General features: G+C 45.4%; 24 protein-coding genes. 12 read left to right on the top strand and 12 right to left on the bottom strand.

Going from position 1 to position 22,385, the window contains the following annotated elements; all coding sequences use genetic code 11:
* Positions 1 to 177 precede the first annotated feature (177 nt).
* From ACWPOD_RS07420 to ACWPOD_RS07410, 3 genes are all read left to right on the top strand, one after another.
* Entirely contained in the window at positions 178 to 381 is a 204-nt protein-coding gene (locus tag ACWPOD_RS07420; RefSeq protein ID WP_017633816.1) for a hypothetical protein, read from the top strand.
* Between the two features lie 327 nt (positions 382 to 708).
* Positions 709 to 1,152, top strand: coding sequence for a DoxX family protein (locus ACWPOD_RS07415; protein ID WP_456231736.1), 444 nt, complete (start codon positions 709 to 711; stop codon positions 1,150 to 1,152).
* 9 nt (positions 1,153 to 1,161) lie between these two features.
* Positions 1,162 to 1,857: a pirin family protein gene (locus tag ACWPOD_RS07410; RefSeq protein WP_456231735.1), complete on the top strand. Its 696-nt coding sequence runs from the start codon at positions 1,162 to 1,164 to the stop codon at positions 1,855 to 1,857.
* 81 nt (positions 1,858 to 1,938) lie between these two features.
* On the opposite strand, the gene ACWPOD_RS07405 is transcribed toward ACWPOD_RS07410, so the two are convergent.
* Positions 1,939 to 2,832, bottom strand: a complete 894-nt coding sequence (locus ACWPOD_RS07405) for a LysR family transcriptional regulator (protein WP_005374436.1) — start codon at positions 2,830 to 2,832, stop codon at positions 1,939 to 1,941.
* A 148-nt stretch (positions 2,833 to 2,980) separates the two neighbouring features.
* Between ACWPOD_RS07405 and ACWPOD_RS07400 the strand changes: the two genes are divergently transcribed.
* Entirely contained in the window at positions 2,981 to 3,334 is a 354-nt protein-coding gene (locus ACWPOD_RS07400; RefSeq protein ID WP_005392041.1) for a DUF413 domain-containing protein, read from the top strand.
* Positions 3,335 to 3,485: 151 nt separating this feature from the next.
* On the opposite strand, the gene ACWPOD_RS07395 is transcribed toward ACWPOD_RS07400, so the two are convergent.
* Positions 3,486 to 3,737 carry a DUF3081 domain-containing protein gene (locus tag ACWPOD_RS07395; protein WP_005392042.1) on the bottom strand — a complete coding sequence of 84 codons (252 nt, stop codon included), beginning with the start codon at positions 3,735 to 3,737 and terminating at the stop codon, positions 3,486 to 3,488.
* A gap of 374 nt (positions 3,738 to 4,111) precedes the next feature.
* Between ACWPOD_RS07395 and nagB the strand changes: the two genes are divergently transcribed.
* A complete protein-coding gene (nagB, locus tag ACWPOD_RS07390; protein WP_006740926.1) occupies positions 4,112 to 4,912 on the top strand; it encodes a glucosamine-6-phosphate deaminase in 801 nt (266 codons plus the stop codon).
* 90 nt (positions 4,913 to 5,002) lie between these two features.
* On the opposite strand, the gene ACWPOD_RS07385 is transcribed toward nagB, so the two are convergent.
* Together ACWPOD_RS07385 and gltS (ACWPOD_RS07380) are read right to left on the bottom strand one after the other, a co-directional pair.
* Positions 5,003 to 5,869: a glycerol kinase gene (locus ACWPOD_RS07385; protein WP_182019705.1), complete on the bottom strand. Its 867-nt coding sequence runs from the start codon at positions 5,867 to 5,869 to the stop codon at positions 5,003 to 5,005.
* 157 nt (positions 5,870 to 6,026) lie between these two features.
* Positions 6,027 to 7,253, bottom strand: coding sequence for a sodium/glutamate symporter (gltS, locus tag ACWPOD_RS07380; RefSeq protein WP_167427134.1), 1,227 nt, complete (start codon positions 7,251 to 7,253; stop codon positions 6,027 to 6,029).
* A 415-nt stretch (positions 7,254 to 7,668) separates the two neighbouring features.
* Between gltS (ACWPOD_RS07380) and ACWPOD_RS07375 the strand changes: the two genes are divergently transcribed.
* Genes ACWPOD_RS07375 through ACWPOD_RS07365 form a run of 3 tightly spaced genes read left to right on the top strand, consistent with a single transcriptional unit; the run spans position 7,669 to position 9,724 of the window.
* Positions 7,669 to 8,040 (top strand): GntR family transcriptional regulator, encoded by a 372-nt coding sequence (locus ACWPOD_RS07375; RefSeq protein WP_085344466.1) that lies wholly within the window; start codon positions 7,669 to 7,671, stop codon positions 8,038 to 8,040.
* A complete protein-coding gene (locus ACWPOD_RS07370) occupies positions 8,037 to 8,894 on the top strand; it encodes an ABC transporter ATP-binding protein (RefSeq protein WP_150917316.1) in 858 nt (285 codons plus the stop codon). Before ACWPOD_RS07375 ends, ACWPOD_RS07370 begins: the two co-directional genes overlap by 4 nt.
* Complete coding sequence (locus ACWPOD_RS07365) at positions 8,894 to 9,724, top strand: hypothetical protein (protein ID WP_085344468.1); 831 nt, start codon at positions 8,894 to 8,896, stop codon at positions 9,722 to 9,724. Before ACWPOD_RS07370 ends, ACWPOD_RS07365 begins: the two co-directional genes overlap by 1 nt.
* A gap of 101 nt (positions 9,725 to 9,825) precedes the next feature.
* Here the strand turns inward: ACWPOD_RS07365 and gltS (ACWPOD_RS07360) are convergent, their stop codons facing one another.
* On the bottom strand, positions 9,826 to 11,061 hold the full coding sequence (gene gltS, locus ACWPOD_RS07360; protein ID WP_006740921.1) for a sodium/glutamate symporter: 1,236 nt from the start codon (positions 11,059 to 11,061) through the stop codon (positions 9,826 to 9,828).
* Positions 11,062 to 11,925: 864 nt separating this feature from the next.
* Here gltS (ACWPOD_RS07360) and ACWPOD_RS07355 point away from each other — a divergent pair.
* From ACWPOD_RS07355 to ACWPOD_RS07340, 4 genes are all read left to right on the top strand, one after another.
* Positions 11,926 to 12,720: a DUF4344 domain-containing metallopeptidase gene (locus ACWPOD_RS07355; RefSeq protein WP_456231734.1), complete on the top strand. Its 795-nt coding sequence runs from the start codon at positions 11,926 to 11,928 to the stop codon at positions 12,718 to 12,720.
* Between the two features lie 27 nt (positions 12,721 to 12,747).
* Entirely contained in the window at positions 12,748 to 13,134 is a 387-nt protein-coding gene (locus tag ACWPOD_RS07350; protein ID WP_257888892.1) for a thiol-disulfide oxidoreductase DCC family protein, read from the top strand.
* Positions 13,135 to 13,314: 180 nt separating this feature from the next.
* Positions 13,315 to 14,976 (top strand): methyl-accepting chemotaxis protein, encoded by a 1,662-nt coding sequence (locus ACWPOD_RS07345; RefSeq protein ID WP_005392065.1) that lies wholly within the window; start codon positions 13,315 to 13,317, stop codon positions 14,974 to 14,976.
* 122 nt (positions 14,977 to 15,098) lie between these two features.
* Positions 15,099 to 15,593, top strand: a complete 495-nt coding sequence (locus tag ACWPOD_RS07340; RefSeq protein ID WP_456231733.1) for a peptidylprolyl isomerase — start codon at positions 15,099 to 15,101, stop codon at positions 15,591 to 15,593.
* A 117-nt stretch (positions 15,594 to 15,710) separates the two neighbouring features.
* Here ACWPOD_RS07340 and ACWPOD_RS07335 read toward each other — a convergent pair whose 3' ends face one another.
* From ACWPOD_RS07335 to ACWPOD_RS07305, 7 genes are all read right to left on the bottom strand, one after another.
* Entirely contained in the window at positions 15,711 to 16,361 is a 651-nt protein-coding gene (locus tag ACWPOD_RS07335; protein ID WP_456231732.1) for a DUF2268 domain-containing putative Zn-dependent protease, read from the bottom strand.
* Positions 16,362 to 16,429: 68 nt separating this feature from the next.
* Positions 16,430 to 17,221: a LytR/AlgR family response regulator transcription factor gene (locus tag ACWPOD_RS07330; protein ID WP_456231731.1), complete on the bottom strand. Its 792-nt coding sequence runs from the start codon at positions 17,219 to 17,221 to the stop codon at positions 16,430 to 16,432.
* Between the two features lie 15 nt (positions 17,222 to 17,236).
* Positions 17,237 to 18,259 carry a sensor histidine kinase gene (locus ACWPOD_RS07325; protein WP_395187417.1) on the bottom strand — a complete coding sequence of 341 codons (1,023 nt, stop codon included), beginning with the start codon at positions 18,257 to 18,259 and terminating at the stop codon, positions 17,237 to 17,239.
* Positions 18,260 to 19,606: a hypothetical protein gene (locus tag ACWPOD_RS07320; RefSeq protein WP_456231730.1), complete on the bottom strand. Its 1,347-nt coding sequence runs from the start codon at positions 19,604 to 19,606 to the stop codon at positions 18,260 to 18,262. It lies immediately after the preceding gene.
* 45 nt (positions 19,607 to 19,651) lie between these two features.
* Positions 19,652 to 20,437, bottom strand: coding sequence for an outer membrane lipoprotein-sorting protein (locus tag ACWPOD_RS07315; RefSeq protein ID WP_182035907.1), 786 nt, complete (start codon positions 20,435 to 20,437; stop codon positions 19,652 to 19,654).
* Entirely contained in the window at positions 20,430 to 21,698 is a 1,269-nt protein-coding gene (locus tag ACWPOD_RS07310; RefSeq protein WP_456231729.1) for an ABC transporter permease, read from the bottom strand. Before ACWPOD_RS07310 ends, ACWPOD_RS07315 begins: the two co-directional genes overlap by 8 nt.
* Positions 21,686 to 22,384, bottom strand: coding sequence for an ABC transporter ATP-binding protein (locus ACWPOD_RS07305; RefSeq protein ID WP_006740911.1), 699 nt, complete (start codon positions 22,382 to 22,384; stop codon positions 21,686 to 21,688). Before ACWPOD_RS07305 ends, ACWPOD_RS07310 begins: the two co-directional genes overlap by 13 nt.
* Between the last annotated feature and the right edge of the window lies 1 nt (position 22,385).

Genomic DNA, 22,385 nt, shown 5'->3' with positions numbered 1-22,385 from the left:
TGCCTTTTGTCATTTATTGTTCATAGGCATCGTTCAATATAATGTTATTGTAGCTTGCTTAAGCGTCTACAATTAGCCATTTTCGGAACTCAATATTGAGATTTATTGGCATTAGCGCTTTTGTACACTAAAGTTAGATTCAGAACATCACAACAACGTCGGCTAAAGGGAATTGGCATGGACTTACACACTTGCGTAATTGTACTAAGAAACCAAAAGGTTATTACCAGTAAATCCGTAGATCATTCAATTGGAATTATCGAACGAGACTCAGATAACGAGATCTCAGAAATTCAAATTAATGCCACGGATGGGCGTAATATTCGAACCTATCACTACAACAATGTAGAGGAGTCACTAGAGAGCTTAATGAACCTCTGACGGTTTTCTTTAACACACCTTTCTCCCTTGTTAATAGCGAAAGCAATAGAGCACAGCAACCTGTGCTCTTTTTTTTGTTTAACAGCAAAAATGTTTATCGAAAATAATGATGGAACCTGATTTAAAACACGACAAAACTGGCATAAAAAAACTCATAAAAAACACTCAAGCAACTGATTAAAAATAACAAAAATCCATTATTCAATTTTTTAGAACGAGTTTATCAAAATACTCCCGTTATTTTTATTCTCACCGCCACCTAAACTGTTCTCAACAGCACGGGAGCACACGCTTCCCACTCATTGAAAAGAGTCAGAGGACAGAATCATGAAAGCACTATTACAGAAAATTACCACATCAAACGCAGGTTACAGCGCACTATCACTTCGCGTTCCAATCGGCATTATCTTTATGGCGCACGGCGCACAAAAGCTGTTTGGCTGGTTTGGTGGCTACGGGCTAGAAGGCACTGGTCAGTGGATGGCATCTATCGGTTTAGGTCCTGGCGTGCTCATGGCGTTACTTGCGGGCAGCGCAGAGTTCTTTGGCGGCTTGTTCATTTTACTTGGTCTGCTAACTCGCCCAGCCGCCGTTGCTTTAGCGTTCACGATGGTGGTAGCGATATTCTCCGTCCACTTTGAAAACGGTTTGTTCATGGCAAACAACGGTTACGAGTTTGGCTTAGCTTTACTGGCAGCAAGTGTTTCACTGGCGTTTTCTGGCGCAGGTAAGGCCGCGCTAGATAACTTCTTGCACAAAAAACTCTCTTAGGGAGGCCTTATGATTACGGTAAGACATGCAGCAGACCGAGGTCGAGCAAACTTTGGCTGGCTTGATAGCAAACATACGTTTTCTTTCGGTAGCTATTACGATCCACAACATATGGGCTTTTCTGAGCTGAGAGTCATCAATGACGATGTAGTCCAACCTGGCGCAGGTTTTGATACACATGGCCATCGTGATATGGAGATCATCAGCTATGTGCTGGAAGGTGTTATCGCGCACAAAGACAGCGAAGGTAACGTGAAAACATTACCTGCTGGGGAATTCCAACTCATGTCGGCAGGGAAAGGGATTTACCACAGTGAGTACAATGCGTCGAACCGCGACACGCTGCGCTTTCTACAAATTTGGATTCAGCCAAATACATTTGGAACCAAACCAGGTTATCAGCAAAAAAACTTTGGTCGCACGCCTGGATTAACAACTATCGCGACTCCAACAGGAGAAAACGGTACGCTACTTATTAAGCAAGATGCCACATTACATCAGTTAATTCTTGAACCAAATAGCGAACTTAACTTTGAGATAGAATCGGGTAGAAGCCTATTCGTTCACCAAGTAACGGGGAGCCTTAGCATCGACAATACTACCTTGACGGCAGGCGACGGCGCGAAGATCGAACAGCAAAGTAAGGTTGTTTTGCGCAATACATCGAACGAGAGCACAACCGCCCTGCTATTTGACTTGCCATAACTATCGATTCATCGAGATAAAAAGAAAGCCGCCTGGATTTTCCAAGGCGGCTTTTTAATTTCTCTGACTTTTCACTCAACGCTATTCGTCGGAAGTTCCGGAACCAATTTGCTGAAAACTGTAAGCCGTCAGTGGATCAATCTCTTTGACAATTTCTTCCACTTGCTTAATCGCGTCTACCGACGAGCTAGCTTTACGATAGCTCAAATAGATAGGGCGACACCAATCTTCTACGCCAGACACCTTGTGAAGCTGCCCATTGGCGATAAAGGGCTCTACCAGAGAGATGGGTAAGTAAGCGGCACCGCCCTTCTCTAAAATAAAGTCCAATGCTATACGCGCTGTTGACGTGCGCAGATACGGAGCCGGGATCTTAGGGTGACGTTCAGAATGTTCTGATGAGAAGCGCGTTCCCCAATCCACATACACGTATTTGTTTTCAAAAACGGTGTCTAAAGAGTCTTTCTCAGTCGATACCAGAACGAGAACAACATCAGCCACTTTTTTGCAGTTAAGCTCATCAGCTTTGATTTGGTCGAACGCAAATGCCATATCTAACGTGCGCTCTAGCAAGCTGCGACTGAGCATTTCCCGCCCCATCACTTCTGCCATAAAACCATAACCACCAAATGAATCTGTGACGACACTTAAACAGTTCTGCAAGTAGGCGTCCCAAATATTTGGCGTACCGCCTAACGTTAATTGCAGCGCTTTGCCATCTTCAAGCGATAACTCTAGCTTCGCTTGTTGCAATGTGGTGACCATCACCTCTGCATAACTGATTAAGCGCTCACCTGCAGAGGTCAACTTTATGTTATTTCGATCACGAATAAACAATTGCGTATCGAAGTAACTTTCCAATTGTTTGATACGTGCGCTCACTGCAGCTTGGGTAATATAAAGATTCTCAGCGGCGCGTCCGAAGTGACGAACCCTTGCCAGCTCTAAAAATGTTCGAAAGACTTTTACATCCATAAACCATCTCCTGGTTAATATAAAACCAGATTAACAACTAATTAAAATCATGACGACAAAAAAGTTTTGTTTTTCTTTTGTTAGCTTTACGCCTAATTTTCGCCGTAGTTCACTACATTCATCAATAACGGTTACAGAGGCTGTTGACATGTCTGACACTGAATTCCGTCATGGCAAAAAACGTTTTTACGACAACGTAAAATTCCCACGCGGCTTTGCAAAGTCTGGCGATTTTACTCTCTCGGAAGAGGAAATCCTAACAATTTATGGGGATACTATGCTTGGCTTAGAGTCAGGCGAATTAACACCTGAAAATAGCGAAGAGAAACACTTCATCAAGGTGCTAGAAAACCCAGGCAAAGCAAAAACAAAACTTGAGCGTACGTGGCTAAAGTACACCCAACTTGCTCGTGGTCGCAAGCGCTTCCACACGCTAAATGGTCGTAATAAGCCTGACGCGACAGAAGATTACATTGAAGAGAGTTTGGTCGAAGACGATTAATAACCAAATAAACTAATTCTCGCCTTTTTCTAGCAGTAGGCAGTAGGCGAAAGCTCGTTTGGTTTGACTGAGCGAGCAAAACAAGCTCATTTCTTCTCCTAAAGCCCAAGGGCGCGTTCTCCCAAGGGCTTTTTTAGTATTTAGTGCTAGTCTACTTTGCAAGCATCGCGATCTTTTTCAAAAAGCTCTCTTTCAAGTGCTCTTGGTCGTACTCCAATTGATAGGTATTGTGGAAGCCAACCTTTAGCTCAACACCATTCCCTCGTAAGAAAACGTTGTACCCGTCGTAATCGGAAAACGCTTCTACACCTTCATACATTTTGCCAAATTCGGTTGGTGTACCGTTGTTCATCACACATTCGTAAGCCTGTAGTACTTTGCTCGGATCTAACTCATTTTTCATACCGAATTCCTCACTGGTTTACACATTTCAATTATGGTTAAGGAATGAGCGTCGTGCCATGTCCATCCCATAATATTTGAAGTTCGTGTGCGGTTTCACACTCTGTAGGTTGTTAAAAAACAAGGTTAAGTGCGAAGACAGAACTTAATTTAGATCATAAATTTTATCTATCAATTCGTCAGTTTCATAATGCAATTTCTTTGTAAAAAATCGGCTTATAAAAGCATTTAGATATAAAAACAGTCGATAAAATCAACACTGGTTAAAGAAAAAGCAAAATTTTGACCTAAAACAATAGCAGTTCGTCATTACTTATTTTATAATGCGAATTAATGTTTCGGTACATCGTAAATTCCAATAACTAGGGGCACAAAATGAGACTTATCCCGTTAACTCGAGCAGCACAAGTAGGTAAGTGGGCAGCTGCGCATATCGCTAAGCGTATCAACGACTTTAAACCTACTGCTGAGCGTCCATTCGTTCTGGGTCTACCAACTGGTGGCACTCCTCTAGCAACCTACAAAGCCCTAATCGAGCTTTACCAAGCCGGCGAAGTGAGCTTCAAAAACGTCGTGACTTTCAACATGGATGAGTACATTGGCATCCCTGCAGATCACCCAGAGTCTTACCGCTCGTTCATGTACAACAACTTCTTTAATCACATTGATATCCAAGAAGAAAACATCAACCTACTGAACGGTAACACTGACGATCACGACGCAGAATGTAAGCGTTACGAAGACAAAATTAAGTCTTACGGCAAGATCAACCTGTTCATGGGCGGCGTGGGTAACGACGGTCACATCGCGTTCAACGAGCCAGCGTCATCTCTTTCTTCTCGTACTCGCATCAAGACACTGACTGAAGACACTCGCATTGCGAACTCTCGCTTCTTTGACGGCGATATCAACCAAGTGCCTAAATACGCACTGACTATCGGTGTGGGTACACTGCTAGACGCAGAAGAAGTGATGATTCTGGTAACAGGTCATAACAAAGCTCAAGCACTTGAAGCAGCAGTAGAGGGTTGTGTAAACCACCTATGGACGGTTTCTGCACTTCAACTTCACCCTAAAGCAGTGATTGTATGTGACGAGCCAGCTCAACAAGAACTGAAAGTGAAGACAGTGAAGTACTTCTCGGAGCTAGAAGCGGAAAACATCAAAGGTTTTTAATCCATAGGATGACAGCCTAGATGCACACTAAAATACGAAACCCGTGATCAATCACGGGTTTTTTCTTATCTGAACAGCGGGCTTAAGTCGTTAATAAGCTTTAATACCAAACTGACGAAGACGCTTAGGCAGCACTTCATCTAACTTGTCTAGTTCACTCGGTTCGACTTCGATAAGGTTAAAATGATGCTGCTCATAAACAGTACGAATGGTCTCACGGTCAGCCTCAGCCATCTCCCCAGTATCACTTCCCCAAAACTGTAAATAGACTTTACCGCCTGGCAAATAAAAATCACTGGTGACATCTTGGTCAATCGGCAGCTGACGTTCATAAGCGTGCACCACACCAGCCAAGTACAGCCAGTTGTCGATGAGCAACTCTCCCTTAGAGCGCACGTAATGCCCATCTAATGTTCGGTGTTTGGCTTCAAACTTTTGGCGAAAGCTTGAGTACGATTTATCCGTGGAGTGTGACTCCGCATCTTGCCCTAAAAATTCAATGACAGACTGCTTAAGACGCTTATTACGCAGCACCACATCGTGCCATACGACAAAGGTATTTTTTGTCTCTTTATCGGTTCTTTGCTGGCCACCAGCGCGTATACCAGCTTCAGTGACACTCCAACCTTCTTCAGATTTGGCGATCCACCCCAACTCACTCAACAGTTGGTTCATGCGCTTCGCATTCAGTTTCAGCTTTTCACCCAGCTGCGTGGCGCTTAATGTTTTCCCTGAGCTGGAAGTCAGCTCAATATGTAAATTGGTCGGCCAGACGATGAACTGGCCAAATTTAGGGTGATCCACATACTCGCCGCCAAACTTGGCGCCTTCTTCCGTCAGAATCCATTTTTCGTCTTGGCGAACAATGTAGCCAGCACGTTTGAGATCGGCAAACAACAGCTTGGCTTCAACCTTACGCATTTTCGCTAATGCCGACGTCGATATTTTTTCAGACATGTGGGTACCTCATGCTGCTGTAAAACTGAACACTATGTCATCATAGTAACGTATTGATTTCACGGCTTGAAGTCAGAGAAACAAGATTTCGTGTTACAAATAACAAAGCCAATCTCAAGGGACTGGCTTTGTTATGTTAAGTTGAAAGAAGCGGGGGCTATTTAATAAAAGCAATACAGCCTTGCAAAATCACTAAGTTCACAATGTCGATGAAGAATGCACCGACAATTGGTACCACCATAAATGCTTGTGGTGATGGACCATAACGACTCACGATAGAGCCCATATTCATGACCGCAGTCGGTGTGGCACCTAAACCGAAACCACAATGTCCACTGGCGATCACCGCGGCATCGTAATTACCGCCCATCATGCGAAATGTTACGTAATAAGTGAACACCGCGAGTACGGCAGACTGAATAGCAAGAATAATAAGGAATGGGATCGCAAGATCAAAGATATTCCACAATTTCAAGCTCATCAGAGCCATGGCAAGGAACAGCGATAGCGAAACCGTACCAAGAATATCAACGGTTTCTAAATCAACCTTGCGCACCTTGGTCACTTCCATGATGTTGGTGATGACAACACCAATAAACAGCGCATAAACAAAATCTGGGATCATCAACCACTTGATGCCAAAACTGCTCACCCAACTCTCCAGATAGCTCGCGCCTGTCACGCAAAGCAAAATAATGGATAAGCTTTCTACAACTCTTTTCGCCGTGACACGATCTTCTTCATGTTCGTTATAGGTCACCAATTCAGGGAAACTCTGATGGCTTTGGTTGGTGCGTCCGTATTCCGATTCTAAGTTGTGCTTGTTGAGTAACTTTTGCGCGACAGGGCTGCCAATAATCCCGCCCATGACCAAGCCAAACGTAGCAGAAGCCATCGCCACTTCTAGGACATTGTGCAAACCATACATTTCTTGAAAAGTTTGCGACCACGCCGCACCAGTTCCATGTCCGCCAGAAAGCGTAATAGAGCCGGCGATCAACCCCATGAGTGGATCTAACCCCAATGCGGTTGCTAAGGATACGCCGACCGCATTTTGGATAAGAATGTAGACCGATGCCACAACAAGGAAGATGAAAACCTTCGCACCGCCTTTAATCAGTTGGGTGTAATTCGCGGCTAAGCCAACCGTCGCAAAAAACATCAGCATAAAGGTGTTTTGCAGTGGCAAATCAAATGATACATCCACACCATTTAAGTGCATGGTCGTGATCACGCAAGCCACCACTAGACCACCAACAATTGGCTCTGGGATATTGAATTTCTTTAAGGTTGGTAATTTGGTGTTAATGAACTGCCCTAAAAATAACACGCAAATTGCGACGAGAAACGACTCTTGTGGGCCGATAGATATTACCTGATTCATGAGACCTCTTTACTCTCCTCTTTCTCATTCATTGAGCAAGCGCTCAACGTGAGATAGGTGCCTAAGTCAATCAGATTGCCTCTCGAACCTTTTGTTTTCTAGGGTGTATTTGCCACAAATTCTCATCAAGTAAGAAATTGATTTACCCAAAATCCCACTGATTATCATTATATGAGAATACCAATACCAAGCTGGTGGTAAATGCCTTGATTGGATTAGAAAAATAACACTTCTCAACTTATGAGAAGTGTTTAATTTATGTTCATAAGAAAGTCTTCAAAATAGCTATCACATAGGTAGATAGTTAGGGAAAGCGAAGGCTAGTACATACGCTTTATTTTAAATTATTACTTTCTCTCCGGCACACTAGGTGTTATACCTATATATAACACCATTTCAGCCAAGAGATTCACTCATGACCAATTGGCATGATCGCCAACCGATTTTTCGACAGTTGGCTGACCAGATCACTCAACAAATACTGCAAGGTATCTGGCAAGAAGGCGATGCTCTACCCTCTGTTCGTAGCATCTCTGCGGATATGAAAATTAACCACCTCACCGTCATGAAAGGCTATCAATTGCTTGTTGATGAGGGATTAGTGGAGAAAAAACGCGGTCAAGGTATGTTTGTCGCTTCAGGGGCAAAACTCAAATTGCTTGCAGACGAGAAGGCACGTTTTCTTCAACAACAAATTCCGCAGATAGCCGGCACAATACAGCGTCTGGATATGTCACTCGACGAATTCATTCAACAACTAAAACCACACTTGAAAGGTGACCAATGAGCGCATTAGTCAGTGTAAAAAACGTCTCCAAGCAATATCAGCAACAAGGAGAAGCACTGCATGAAGTGAGTTTCGACCTACATGCAGGACAAGTACTAGGCTTACTCGGCCATAATGGCGCAGGTAAATCAACGCTTATTAATGCCCTACTCGGCGCACATGAATATCAAGGCACTGTTCGTATCAACGGATTTGAACCCATTATGCAACGCGACAAAATAATGCAGAGCTTGTCCTACATCTCGGATGTGAACGTTCTGCCAGATTGGATGACTGTCGCTCAACTGCTTAACTATACCGAAGGCGTGCATCCAGGGTTCAATCGCGCTCAAGCAGATACGCTGCTTCGTCAAACGGACATCAAACCTCGTGCACGCATCAAATCTTTATCCAAAGGGATGAAGGTGCAATTGCACCTCGCGATTGTAATCGCGACTAACACCCAAATCCTCATATTGGATGAACCGACACTCGGGTTAGATCTCGTGTATCGTGATACGTTTTATCGTCACTTATTGGAATGGTTTCACGACGGCGAGCGCGTGTTGATCATCGCCAGTCATGAAGTATCAGAGATTGAGCACTTACTGACTGATGTGCTGATTCTCAAGCATGGCCGCCCTGTACTACAAACCTCGATGGACAGTATCAGTGAAGACTACTTTATCCTTGAGGCCAGCGACGAATACCGCACACAAATTGAAGCGATGAACCCACTGTCGTCACAAAAAGGGCTCGGTTCAACGAAATGGTTACTCACTGCCCAGTATGCCCAACAAGCAGAAACAATGGGGGCCATCCATGGGGTGAAGTTAGCGGATCTATTTTTAGCATTGCAGAAGGAGGCAGCGTAATGCGTTCAGTTGTCGCGATGTTGCAAAAAGAGTGGTTAGAAAACCCTCTTGTTTTACGTATTCCACTGTTTGTGTTGGCGTGTGGAGTTATTCTCTTTGTCAGTTTAATGAGTAACGACACTCTACAACACAATATGTTTTTCCAAATGAGCTTTGGTGGCGATGTCAGTGACATTCATAAAGAGCTTGGTGATGACGTCAATATGTTGATTACCGGAGGAGCAGGACTGCTGTCTATCTTGTTAGCCGTTCAATACTTCCCAAGAACGCTACGCAAAGAGCGTGCGGAGGGCAGTATTATGTTTTGGCGTAGTATGCCGGTCAGCGATATAAAAACTCACTTAGTGAAGCTAGGGTTTGGCTTATTGGTGATTCCGCTCGTTTGCTCGGCGCTTGTGCTCGCAGCAGATTTGATGCTGTGGTTGCTGAACATCTCTACCGATCACCAATTGGCTTTATTGTACCGCCAAGCCTCGTTAGGTTACGTGCTGCTGCATTGGGGAGAGTTTTTAATCAGAATGTTATTCGCCGGTATTCTACTGTTACCGCTGGCATTAACCGCAATGGCTATTTCTCAGAAAGTGAACTCACCACTGGTCATTTTGTTTATCGCCATTTATGCGCTGCGCTGGATGCCAATCGCACTATTTGGCTATTACGGCCTAGATCAGTTCTTCTCCGAAGTGCTTTACCTTCCACTGCACGCCATTGTTGCACCAAGCCCATTTAATGCAATTCCTCAGGCGGGCTGGTTAAACGTTGGCATTTACGCTTTCATCGGCGTTCTTGGTTGGACAGCTAGTCTCAAGTTCAGCCGAACCATTCAATAATCCGTCGTTCGATAAACGGCCAAAATCGAGCCATAAAAAAACGGTCACAACCTGTGTTGTGACCGTTTTTATTTCGACCTTAGGAGATCATGAACTTAAATTTAACCAAGGAATGAAATGTAACCTTGTAAAATGATTAAGTTAACGATGTCGATAAAGAAAGCCCCCACAATTGGCACCACCATAAATGCCTGCGGCGACGGGCCAAATCGGTTAACGATAGAGCCCATGTTCATCACGGCTGTTGGGGTTGCCCCCAAGCCAAAACCACAGTGACCACCCGCAATAACCGCAGCGTCGTAATTGCGTCCCATCACTTTGAACGTAACGTAGTAAGTGAAGATAGCTAAGACCACAGACTGCACAGCCAAAATGACCAAGAATGGAATCGCTAAGTCAAAGATATTCCATAACTTCAAGCTCATTAATGCCATCGCCAAGAACAATGACAAAGAAACGGTACCGAGCATATCGACGGTTTCTGCATCTAACTTACGAAGCTTGGTCACCTCTAAGAAGTTCGTGATGATCACACCAATGAACAGCGCATATACAAAGTCTGGAATCATCAACCATGAGATTTCATACGTGCTGACCCATTGCTCAACATACTTCGCCCCAGTAACACAGATCAGTAGGAAGAAGAGTTTCTCCACCACTTTTTTCGCCGTTACTTTATCTTCTTCGTATTCGTTGTAGGTCACCAACTCAGGGAATTTTTCGTGAGTTTTGGCATCCCGACCACCACGACCATACTCCGATTCAATGCTGTTTTTTTCTACGAGGCGCTGTGCCACTGGGCTACCAATGATACCGCCGATGATCAAACCAAAAGTGGCTGATGCCATCGCTATTTCCAAAACGTTATCCAATCCATACACGTCTTGGAAGGTTTGTGACCACGCAGCACCTGTACCATGGCCACCAGACAGAGTAATCGAGCCAGCAATTAACCCCATCAAAGGATCTAAACCGAGCGCCGCCGCGAGTGAAACGCCAACGCCGTTTTGTATGATGATGTAAAACGATGCGACAGCTAAGAAGATAAAAACCTTCGCACCTCCTTTCATCAACTGAGTGTAATTTGCGGCCAAACCAACCGTCGCAAAAAACATTAACATAAACGTATTTTGTAACGGCAAATCGAACTCCAAGTCGATGCCGTTGAAATGAAGAGCAGTAATCATGCAGGCCACAATAAGGCCACCTACAATCGGCTCAGGTATGTTGAACTTCTTTAAAATCGGTAGCTTAGCATTAATAAAATGCCCCAGGAAAAGCACACTGATTGCGACCAAGAAGGACTCCAGTGCACCTACAGATATTAAATGATTCATATCGCCTCTTATTATTGTTCTCTTCATCCTCCGTAATGATCGAGTGTTAATTTAACCTTCATTCAATAGCAAATGTTCTCGCTTTACTGTTTCGAAAATACTCAAAAGTTGGTGTAGATGCGCCTTAGGCTAGTTTAAGGGACGCTCCTTTAGCGATGTGTGAGTTTTCCGCTGTTAGCCAGCCCTTAAATGTGAAAGGAGCCGATATAGCTCCTTCAAATGCCCCCTCGCAATACCTGTGCGTGACTGCTTGGGGTATAGTGTTGTGAGTAAATTCTGGGTGACACTTTCTGAACCACGTTGGGCTCCCTTACTTAAACAGAATGTGTCAATTACTATCAAACAAAGTTCCTTCCCGTTGTAACCTCTAAACGCCGAGATCGCGTTCAAAACAATTGGGTTTGCTTGTTCCTGTCGTAGTTTTTCAACTCTGGCTCATGGTGTGTAAACGAGCCGAATCCAAGGAAACTCTCAAGCTGCAACAAACGTTTTCGTCACAACGGAGCCGGATTATAACATATTGCTGATAATTTTCTTCAATTCAGTGACATTCACCAATCCCATGGTTTCATTCCATAATGATTAACTGCTGAATAGCATTTTTACAGACAAAAGAGCAAAGCCAATTCAACTTGGCCTCACCAAAAAATAAACCTTAAAAGCCAATCACTTATCTATCGTCTCCTGAGTAAATGTGTTTTGATCGGCTTTCTTGAGGGCCCAGCAACCAAAATGTACGGTGTTGTCATGGTAGTCTTTCGAGGCTAACTACCCGGTTCTGGGTGATAAAAACAATCCCAATTATGCATCACACAAAAACATGTATAATTTTTATATAAGTTATTAAAATAACAAGAGCCCTACATGAAAATTCATTTGCTTTTCCCTGTGCTATTACTCTGTGCCATCTCATCTGCCACTGCAGCGGAAAATATCCGTATTGAATATTCTCCCGTGGAAACAACCCATGAAAAAATCGCCCTGCAATCTATCCAAAACAGCGATGTAAACCCAATTTTTCTTGAGCTATCTCAGATCCACTTTCCATTTCGCAAACCACTCACACTGGTTTACGGCGGAGAAGATGGCCCAATGTACGATCCCGATACGCACACGATACACATTCCCTACACTTTTTATTTGGAATCACTCAATTACTTCTCCAATAACCAGTATGAAGAACGCCTTGGAAAATCCCCAAAAACAAGGGCGTTAGATACGTTATTACACACCTTGCTTCATGAAGCCGGGCATGCTTACATCGAAGATCAAAACATCCCTATTCTCGGAAAAGAAGAAGATGCCGTCGATAATTTTGCCACGATCTTAATGATTGACTTCCTAGAAGATGGCGCAGAGATGGCCATTAGCGCCGCCGACATGTTCGCATTTGAGTCCGATGACAGACCGGACTACTACGACTTCGGTGAGTACATTGATGAGCACAGTTTTGATTTGCAACGCTACTTCTCTACCTTATGTTTGGTGTACGGCAGTGATCCGGAACAGTACAAGTCGCTTCTCGATGAAGTTGAAAAAGACTACCTACGTGATCGCAAAGACTTTTGCCAATACAACTACGAGAACATACGCGCGAATTGGAACCACTACCTGCAACATAATGAACCAAAAGAAAAATCGCCACGTAGAACTCAGTAAGACAAATCAAATAATAAGACGATCGCAATGACAAAACTCACCATATTTTATGACGGAACTTGCCCACTGTGCGCCAAAGAAATGCACGCACTTAAGCGACGAGATGTAAAACAAGCGATAAAAATCGTCGATATCTACAGCGATGACTTTTCTGATTACCCACAGATAGACGCACAAAAAGCCAATACGATTTTGCATGCGCTGAATGACAATAATGAACTGATACTTGGTCTTGATGTGACTCACCGAGCATGGCAGTTGGTCGGACGAGGTTGGCTATATGCACCACTACGTTGGCCATTATTCAAACCAATTGCCGACTGGCTTTACCTGCGCTTTGCCAACAATAGGTATCGTGTCTCATACTGGCTTACTGGTAGCTCCCGCTGCAACTCGGGCCAATGCTCTCGCTAATTGTGATCCTGCTTAAAAATGTGAGTCTCTCTCGTCCACGATCACCAACTTCCTGTACTTCTCACCCGCCAACTCGGTTAATCTGCAATCAGTACAAAAATAATTATTAACACTTTTATTTGGTAAAGCTATTGGAGTTTACCAGTTTGTAACGCTGCGCCGAGACGTAAGGAAGTACCTATGAATCTAACGATAAGAAAGCGACTTTATATTCTTTCCATCATTCCCGTGTTAACGATTGCTTTGGGTATGATGTGGTTTACCTACCTCCAAACCAGTACCTACAACCAACAACAAATCAATCATACGCACACGACGATGATGGCGATGAAGAAAGCGGAACTGAAAAACTATGTGCAGATGGCTCATTCCGCACTCAAACCATTATTGGATCGTAATGCCTCATTGCAAGAAGCCATTCCAGTGCTCAAAGAGCTAGAGTTCGGCCAATCAGGTTATATTTTTGCGTACGACTCAAAAGGTGTGCGTGTTGTTGTCGGAAAAAACAACAAAGGGGTTGGAGAAAACTTCTATAACCTTCAAGACAAAAAAGGCAACTACCTGATCCAAGACCTGTTGAAAAACGCCAAAACGGGTGACTTCACAACCTACTACTTCCCTAAGTTAGGGCAAACCGAAGCATTACCAAAACTCAGCTACTCCATGTTCATTCCCAAGTGGGATATTATGATTGGCACAGGTTTTTATACTGATGACATCGATGCGATCATTACAGAGATGGAAAACACAGCAAACGATGAGCTAAACAATACCTTAGCCGCTATTGCTATGTTTTGTGTCTCTATTGCCGTTGTCGTGGCCATTTTTGCCGTACTCGTCAACCGTAGCATTATGCGCCCTATCGAACAGTTTGACAGCTCAATCCAATCTTTCGCGCAAGGTGACGCCGACTTAACCGCGCGTATGGAAGAATCTAGCGTGCCAGAATTTAAGCAGCTCGCGCATAACTTCAATATCTTCGTTGAGAGCTTGCAAGGAATTATTAAGAGCGTCAGCCATGTCGGACAAGAGGTAGTATCAGAAACTAACAACATGTCTCAACGCGCCTCACAAGTGGATGAATTGGCTTCAGGTCAACGTGAGGAAACGGAACAAGTCGCGACAGCAATGACAGAAATGACGGCCACCGCTCACGAGATCTCTGGCAATGCAAACCAAGCCGCCGATTCCGCTAAAAATGCCGATGACAACGCACAACAAGCGAAGCACATCGTGGACTCCGCCGCTAACTCCGTTGAAGCCCTAGCGAATGAGGTCTCTGAAGCAAGCACTGTAATTTCACGTCTAGAGAGTGACGTGCAGAACATCTCATCCTCACTTGAAGTCATCCAAGATATTGCTGAACAAACCAACTTGCTTGCACTAAATGCCGCCATTGAAGCGGCACGAGCGGGCGACCAAGGACGCGGATTCGCAGTTGTCGCGGATGAAGTGCGTAAGCTTGCAAGCCGCACTCAGGACAGCACAGGTGACATTCACAAGATGATCGATCAACTTAAAGCAGGATCGGATGCCGCAGTAAAAGCGATGGAATCTAGCCAAGCACGTGGCGAAGCGACAGTAGAAGAAGCACGTGCTGCATCGGTTGCGCTGCAAGATATTCAAGCAGCGATTGCGAATATCATGGACATGAACACGCTGATCGCTACCGCGACCGAAGAGCAAAGCCAAGTTGGACAAGAGATTTCACAACGCATCGAAGTCATTTCTCAGCAAAGTAGTCAATCGGCGCACCTTGCCAATCAAAATCGCTCGGGCAGCCAAAACCTCAATCACAAAGCCAACGAGCTTTACGACTTGGTGGGGCGCTTCACGGTTTAACTTCCTTAACCATACTTAATAGTAGAAACAGCGACGCCTTAACGTCGCTGTTTTTATTTCTGCTATCCTCAAACGACTTAGTTATAATGCCGCCAACTTCGCACCCACAGGGGCAAAACAAAATGATAATTATGACCACCAATTTCGGTGATATCGAGATTGAACTGAACCTAGAACGAGCGCCAGTTAGCTCAAAGAACTTCAAAAAATACTGTGAAGATGGCTTCTACAACGGCACCATTTTCCACCGCATTATCGATGGTTTTATGATCCAAGGTGGCGGTCACACCGAAGACATGGCAGAAAAGCCAACGCGCGCCCCGATTGCGAACGAAGCAAACCGTGGTCTAAAGAACCTTGTTGGCACTATCTCAATGGCGCGTACCGATGCACCGCACTCTGCAACGGCACAGTTCTTCATTAACTTGGAAGACAACGATTTCCTAGACCACACCGCAACCACCAACTTGGGCTGGGGCTACGCGGTGTTTGGCAAAGTGACTGCGGGTATGGATGTCGTAAATCGCATCGCGAAAGTGAAAACGACCTCTAAGCTTGGTCACGATGATGTACCATGCGATCCAATCATTATTGAGAAAGTGACAATCAGCGAATAAGCCCATTCGCCTCTTCGGAGAAATCGTCGCTATAAAACGAAGAATGCGCCTAATGTCTGATGACTTAGGCGCTTTTTGTTTTTATGACTCAGCCTATTAGTTTGGCTTGTGCCGGAGTTATTGATAGAAAAGCTCGGCTTTTGCTCCAACCAAATCCAGTTCAGAGCCCTGAGAATCAGCCAGATATTCCGCGACAAGGTTGTACCCGACCCAATACCCCATGTACTTCGGCCAGCGGCTTTCATCACTGCCAAGAAAGTAAGCGTCGAAGTTGTAATCTAAGCTGGTCAACTTGTCTTTCATCTCAGCATAGAAAGGGCGCCAATCTTGATCTTTGATTTTCTCAAACAAGCTCGGTGTGATGCCTCCATTCACCTTGCGTTCGAAATGACAAGCTAACCCTTCCATAATCAGCACATCACCAAGTGCAACGCCATTCTCACCTGCTCGCATACGGAACAGGTGATGCAACTCATGCGCTAACACCGCAGCCAGTTCTTTCTCAATAACGTTTTTAATATCAGCACGTTGAGTATCAAGCAGAATCTCTACACGATAGGCGCTTAAGCAATAGCCACCAATCCCCGTCTGCGGTACGTCATTGCGATCAAACGGGCTAACAGTCAGGTCAACATTACTTAAATCGTTGTTACTTAAATCAAAGTAACTAGAAAGTTGTGAGCTCAGATCATCAAGTTTCTGATGCAAATACTCAGAGATTGGAGACAACTCTCCCGTCGCATTTAACAGGGTTACGCGATAACTCATTTATCTTCCTTGATAATGTGGGTTAAGAGCAGCGAGTTTACAGTGTAAAGAGTGAGCAGTTCTAGCAATTACATCCCTTTGAACAAACTTTGAGATGCACGACTCACCGGGAGCTTGTTTTCTCCAACGTGAACAAACATTCTGCCTGTAAAGTCTTTGTTTACCTTGCTAATTTTGCACACTTGCACAACACTTGAGCGGTGCACTTGCCAGAACTGTTCTGGGTTAAGCTGCCCTATCAACTCTTTCAACGAGGTGCGAATCAAATACTCCTGCACTTTGCCTTGTCCTTGTTGTGCATACACAGAAACGTATTTTTCTTCCGCTTTGAAATACAACACATCAGACGTGGCGATCAGATGAATATCTTCCCCTTGCGTCGCTTTAATCCACTGTAAATACTGCGGCGTTTGTGGCGCGGATAATTGCTGCAACTGCTCTAACAGGCTGCTCATCTGCACATTGCTGCTCTCTTGTGTTCGCTTAGCAAGGCGTGCTTTCACTCTTTCACACGTCGTCAGGAGGCGCTCATCCGAGATAGGCTTAAGCAAATAATCGGCGGCATTTTGCTCAAAAGCTTTGATGGCGTAATCATCGTACGCGGTGACAAACACAATCAAAGGGGGATTGGCGAGTTGATTGAGCTTTTGTGCTAATGTCATGCCATCCAAAACTGGCATACGAATATCGAGAAACGCAATGTCAGGTTGGCTTTGCTCAATGGCTTGCAACGCTTGTTCACCATCTGCGACTTTGGCTATTACCTCTAGCTCAGGCCACACTTCAGCTAGGCTTTTATCAAGATGACGCCTCAATAGCGGTTCATCATCAGCAATAATGACAGTAAACCCTGTATTCATTCCTTTCTTCCTTGATTACGATTCCATTGGCCAGCTCAGGCGAACACATACGCCACCCTGAGCAGACTCACTGATAGAAACCTCTCCTTGCCCTGCGAACAAAGCTTCAACTCGCTGCTTGAGATTACTCAAACCCACGCCGGAGCCCATGTGCCCACTAACATGATTCAAGCCAACACCTGTGTCTCTAACTTCAATCTGCAAGTTCTGTTGTTCGCGCTTAATGAGCAAACTGACTTCGCCGCCTTCTCGCTTTGGCTCAATACCGTGAACAATGGCATTCTCCACCAAAGGTTGCAACATCATCGGTGGCAGTTCTGTTGTTCCTAAACCGTCTTCTACTTCAATTTTGTAGCTTAGGCGTCCATCCAGACGTATCTTCTGAATACTCAAGTAGGCTTCAATTAAGGCAATTTCATTCTCAATCGTGGTGTGCTCTTCACGTGAGCTTTTTAGCGTCGCACGTAATAGTGCGGTAAGTTGATCCAACATCTGCTTGGCCTTATCAACGTCCTGGGACATCAACGCGCTGATATTTGCCAAGGTATTAAATAGGAAATGCGGTTCAATCTGGCTTTGCATCTGTTTAAGCTGACTTAGCAACAGTGCACGTTCCTGCTCTGCCTTTTCACGCTTGATACTCTCTAATTCACGCTGAGCAATCGCTTCTTTCTCTCGTGAGTGGAAATAAAAGTAACACATGCCGCTGAATAACAAGCCCATCAGCAACACTGGCAGCATGCCCGAAATGCCGAAGTATTCACCGAGCCAAAACTGCGCATTAATGACGCCAAACAACAAACAGGCGGTCAGTGACAAAGCAATTTCTAGTCTACGAGGGATGCTAGGAAACAACTTGTCGACTAACCAAGAGAAGAACAAGGCGGAGTAACCAAAACCAAAGCTCACCAATACATGTACATAGTAAGGACCACCCCAAACAGACAATGTCATTACCGAGATAAACAAACAGAATAAAGTCGTGACAACCACACTGCGTAGCCATCCACTTTCTACCATTAACTTAGCTGAATACATTTAGAATTTCCCTTTGATGTTAAATACAATCATATGCTTATCATTGATTTGTGCGTAAGCAGATTGGTCGTCTCCGGTTAAAAAGCGTGCGGCAACTTCCACTTCTACACTTTGAACGCCAGTATCAATCCATTGGTAGTTAAGCCACTGCGTGACAATCACACCACCATCTTGTGGCGACAGCATCACATCCAACGTAGGGGTTACATCACTTAGCCAGCCCATATCCCCTTTGCCGTTCCATGCAGACCATGCTTCCACATCCCAACTCCAGTGCAGCATTACGTTATGCTGAACGATATTGGCATGCTGAAACCCTTGGGCGTAGCTTGTCGCAAGTAGAGCGCTGCTAGCCAACAGAGAGTTGTTAGGATCAGGGATCTGAGAGAGTAATTCGCCACGCTCTATTGCTTGTTGCCATTCGCTTTTCGACCATGCACGGCTGTCGTACCAATATTCAGCAATCACGTTGTGTCCGGCTTGGTTTGCCCAGTTCACCCCAGCTAAGGCTTGGAATGCGCTGCCCTGCTCCTCAACCGAAATGGGTCGGTAAAGATCATCCTGCTGAAACTGATAGCCGACACTTTGCTTTTGCCACAGCATGGAACCGTGCATTGCGATGGATTCATCCCACACCGCAATTACACTGGCTCCAAGTAAACCTCGGCGCACATCATCGTAATAACCAATAAGTTGATACTCGGTGTCACCCACCAGCGCATAACGACGAATACCAACACCTTGCTGCTCTGCGGCTTGATCAAGTGCACTTTGGTCTTGTTGCCCCCAGCTTGAATCGGTCGCAATGACGGTCCATTCGCCGGCCATATCGTAGTGTGAAAGTGAAAACACACCCGCGCCCTCTTCTGCCACTAAGCCAACAGGGTTTTGTCGATACGGCTTAAACAGATCCAAAGGTCGGTAGCCATAACCTACGCCCCAATCCACGCGCAACTTACCTAAGCTCACATCAAGAGTGGTATCGCCGACTTGCCACTCCCCTAGCCAAGCCAGCTCTCGAATCAGCAATTGGTTATCAGCTTCACTCCACCAATCACTCTCTCCTTGTTGATTGAGGTACAAACCTTGGCTGTACAGAGCAAACAAGCCACTGAAGTTTTGATAGTTCACCTGCACATCCAAGAGTGCATTAAGTGAATCACGAGAACTGCCCTGCGCCTGCATAAATCCGCTGTCACGCTGCTTTGCAGTTTCGTAACTGACAGCCCAATCCCACTCAAAACTCAGTTCGTCATTGGCAAAAGCAGGGGCTGACGCGCCCACACACAATGAGGCAGCAATCAACAAACTGGTGCTTTTGTTAAGGTTAGGCTGGCGCGATTTCATGTGACTTCCTTGCTCGTTTTCATGGTTCTATTTACGAAGCTCAGACTAAAGCTGAGTCGTATTGGCTTTAGGCAAATAGCTTGGGTTGTAGAACTTGTTATCCAGCTGCCAAGGCACGATTTCTTGATACTCGATAACGGTCTTTTTGCTCGGCTGAATGCTATCAAGCAAGGTCATCTCACTGACGTAGTCTTCACCGTTGTCGCTTGCACGTCCGTACTCCGCTTGCTTGGCGAGTTTGCCAGAGCGCAAGTAAAGATCAGCTTTGATTGGAAACGCATCTTGCTCAGACAACCATAAGTCGATCTTCTGATAGCTCGCCCCTTTGGTTTTCGCGGTTAACGCAAGGTGATAAGCCGCGACACTTTCTCCGTTCACCGAAACAGTTTCTGTCGCTTTCCATTCACCTTGATAATCTTGGCTCCACGTCAGGGTTGAGATGTCGCCGATAGACGCTTCACCAAGCAGCTTCTGCATCGGCGTAATGCGAATCGGACGGCGGCTCTTTGGCATTTGTAGCCAGTAGTTGTCGCCCATCATCAACATCTTTTGCCCAGCTTCGACTGCCGATTTGAACACCACCAGCGATTCACGATTTGGACGCGTGTACACGTGGTAAAGACGGGTTTTATCTAACTCTTGATCTTGATATAAGCGCACCAATGACACCACTTTGGAGGAATCATCTTGTAAGCGGTAGCTGTCGGCTTTTTCAATCAATTGCGCGACTTGCTGTGCATCTAACGCTGTTTCATTCGCACTGGCATTCATGCTTGCCATGCCGCTTACCGTCAGCAGTGCAATTGGTAATAGTGATTTGAAATTAAACATAAATCAGTGCCTCCGTAATTGGCTTGTTCACCCCTTTGCGTGCCGAGAAAAACGCCGCAACCAAACAAATCATCAATACTGCAAATCCAGCTATAGCCACCAGCTCCCAAGAGAAGTAAATCGTCAATGGGTAACCTTCGGTGCGTCCTGGCGGTGGCGGCATTTGCACATCCACGATCATCAGTAAGACGGTCACTAGCGCCGTAAACAAAGCGCCGATTAAGCTGCCAATCACCGCGAGTAACCCTGCCTCGCGCAAGAACCCAGCAATGATTTCGCAAGGGTAGCTACCAAGTGCTGACAAGGTGCCAATTTCACGGGTACGCTCGGTGACCGACATGGTCATGGTGTTGAACAGCGCAACAAAGACCACCAGCGCCATCACTGCCCCCATGATGCCGAAAATACGGTCGTACAAATCTTTCACTTTGAGATAGAAGAACGCGCGTTCTTGCCAAGGCGTAATTTCAATATCTTGATCACCAAAGTTCTGCTTTTGCTTAATCAGAACCGAAGCCACTTGTTGCTCGACTTGGCTAGTTAAACTGGTATCGAACAGGAAGACCGATAACGCACTGACTTTGTCTGAACCGAGCAGCGATTGCGCGCTGTTGATGTGTACGTAAAGTTGGCGTTTATCAAGCTCAGGTACGCCGGTTGAATAGATGCCACGGACTTTGAAGTCATAAGCGTTCAATGCGCCGTCGGTTGTGGTCGCCAGCAAAGTGATCCAATCGCCAACGTGCACGCTTAGGTTGTTCGCTAAATCAACGCCAAGCATCACTTCTGGTTCTGCTGGGTCATAACGCGATGCATGAATGTTGGAAAGTGTTTGCCCTTCGCGCACATCCAAAAACGGTCCTTTCATATCGAATTCGCGTTCGTTGACGCCAATGCCGATAAAGATCGAGGACTTGTTGCCGTTGGAAATCAAACCGCTGAACTCAACTCGTGGCTGCACGCCTCGCACTTCATTCAAGCCAATCAATTGCTTGGTGATGTCGTCCGCATGAGTTAACCCATTACTCAGTGGCATCTCTTCTTCTTTAGCGAAGTAACCTGGCGTGGTTAACGTCAGATGCCCCGTGTCACGCGCTGTCGATTCTTTCAAACTGTCATAGGTGTATAGACCAAAACCGCCCGCACTGGTTAAGGCAAACACGGCAATGGCGATGAACAGCATCGACAATAAACTGCGGCGGCGATTGCGTTGCAGGTTCAACCAAGCAAGGCGAACCGAAACTGGAATTAGCTTGCCCATGAAACTTCCTCCACACTTGCGTGCGTTTGGGTAATTTTGCCATCTACCAACTCAATGGTTCGATCGCAGCGAGATGCCATACGAGGGTCGTGTGTGGCGACGATAAAAGTGGTGCCAAGCTCGTGTCCGAGCCCTTTCATAATGTCGATGACCTTATTGGCAGTTTGGCTATCAAGACTTGCGGTGGGCTCATCAGCAATCACCAATGCTGGTTTGTGTACTAAAGCACGAGCAATTGCCACACGTTGTTGCTGACCGCCCGACAAGTTATCGGGCATGTGATGAATAAACTCGCCCAAGCCAACGTGTTCTAGCATTTGTGTAGCGAGCTCAGTTTGTTCTGCTTTTGAAAAGCCGTTGAGGTGCAGCGGATACGCCACGTTCTCTAACGCCGTCATCACGGGCACAAGATTGAATTTTTGAAATACAAAGCCAAGCTTTTCTCGGCGCATTTTCGCAGCTTGCATTTGTCCGGTTGGGTATGGGCTGCCTGAAAATGTCACCTGACCTTGGTATTGAGTATCCAGCATGCCAAGCACGTTAAGTAAGGTGCTTTTGCCTGAGCCAGACGGTCCACACAGTGCCACCATTTCTCCCGCAAACACTTCACCAGACACGTCTCGCAATGCACGTACGGTTTGGCTACCAAGGGCGTATTCGCGGCTAAGTTGATTAAAAACGATCATG

The organism is Vibrio sp. JZG120 (assembly GCF_053890955.1).
Note: the sequence above shows the minus strand (reverse complement) of the source record. Positions and strands in the feature narration are given on the sequence as shown.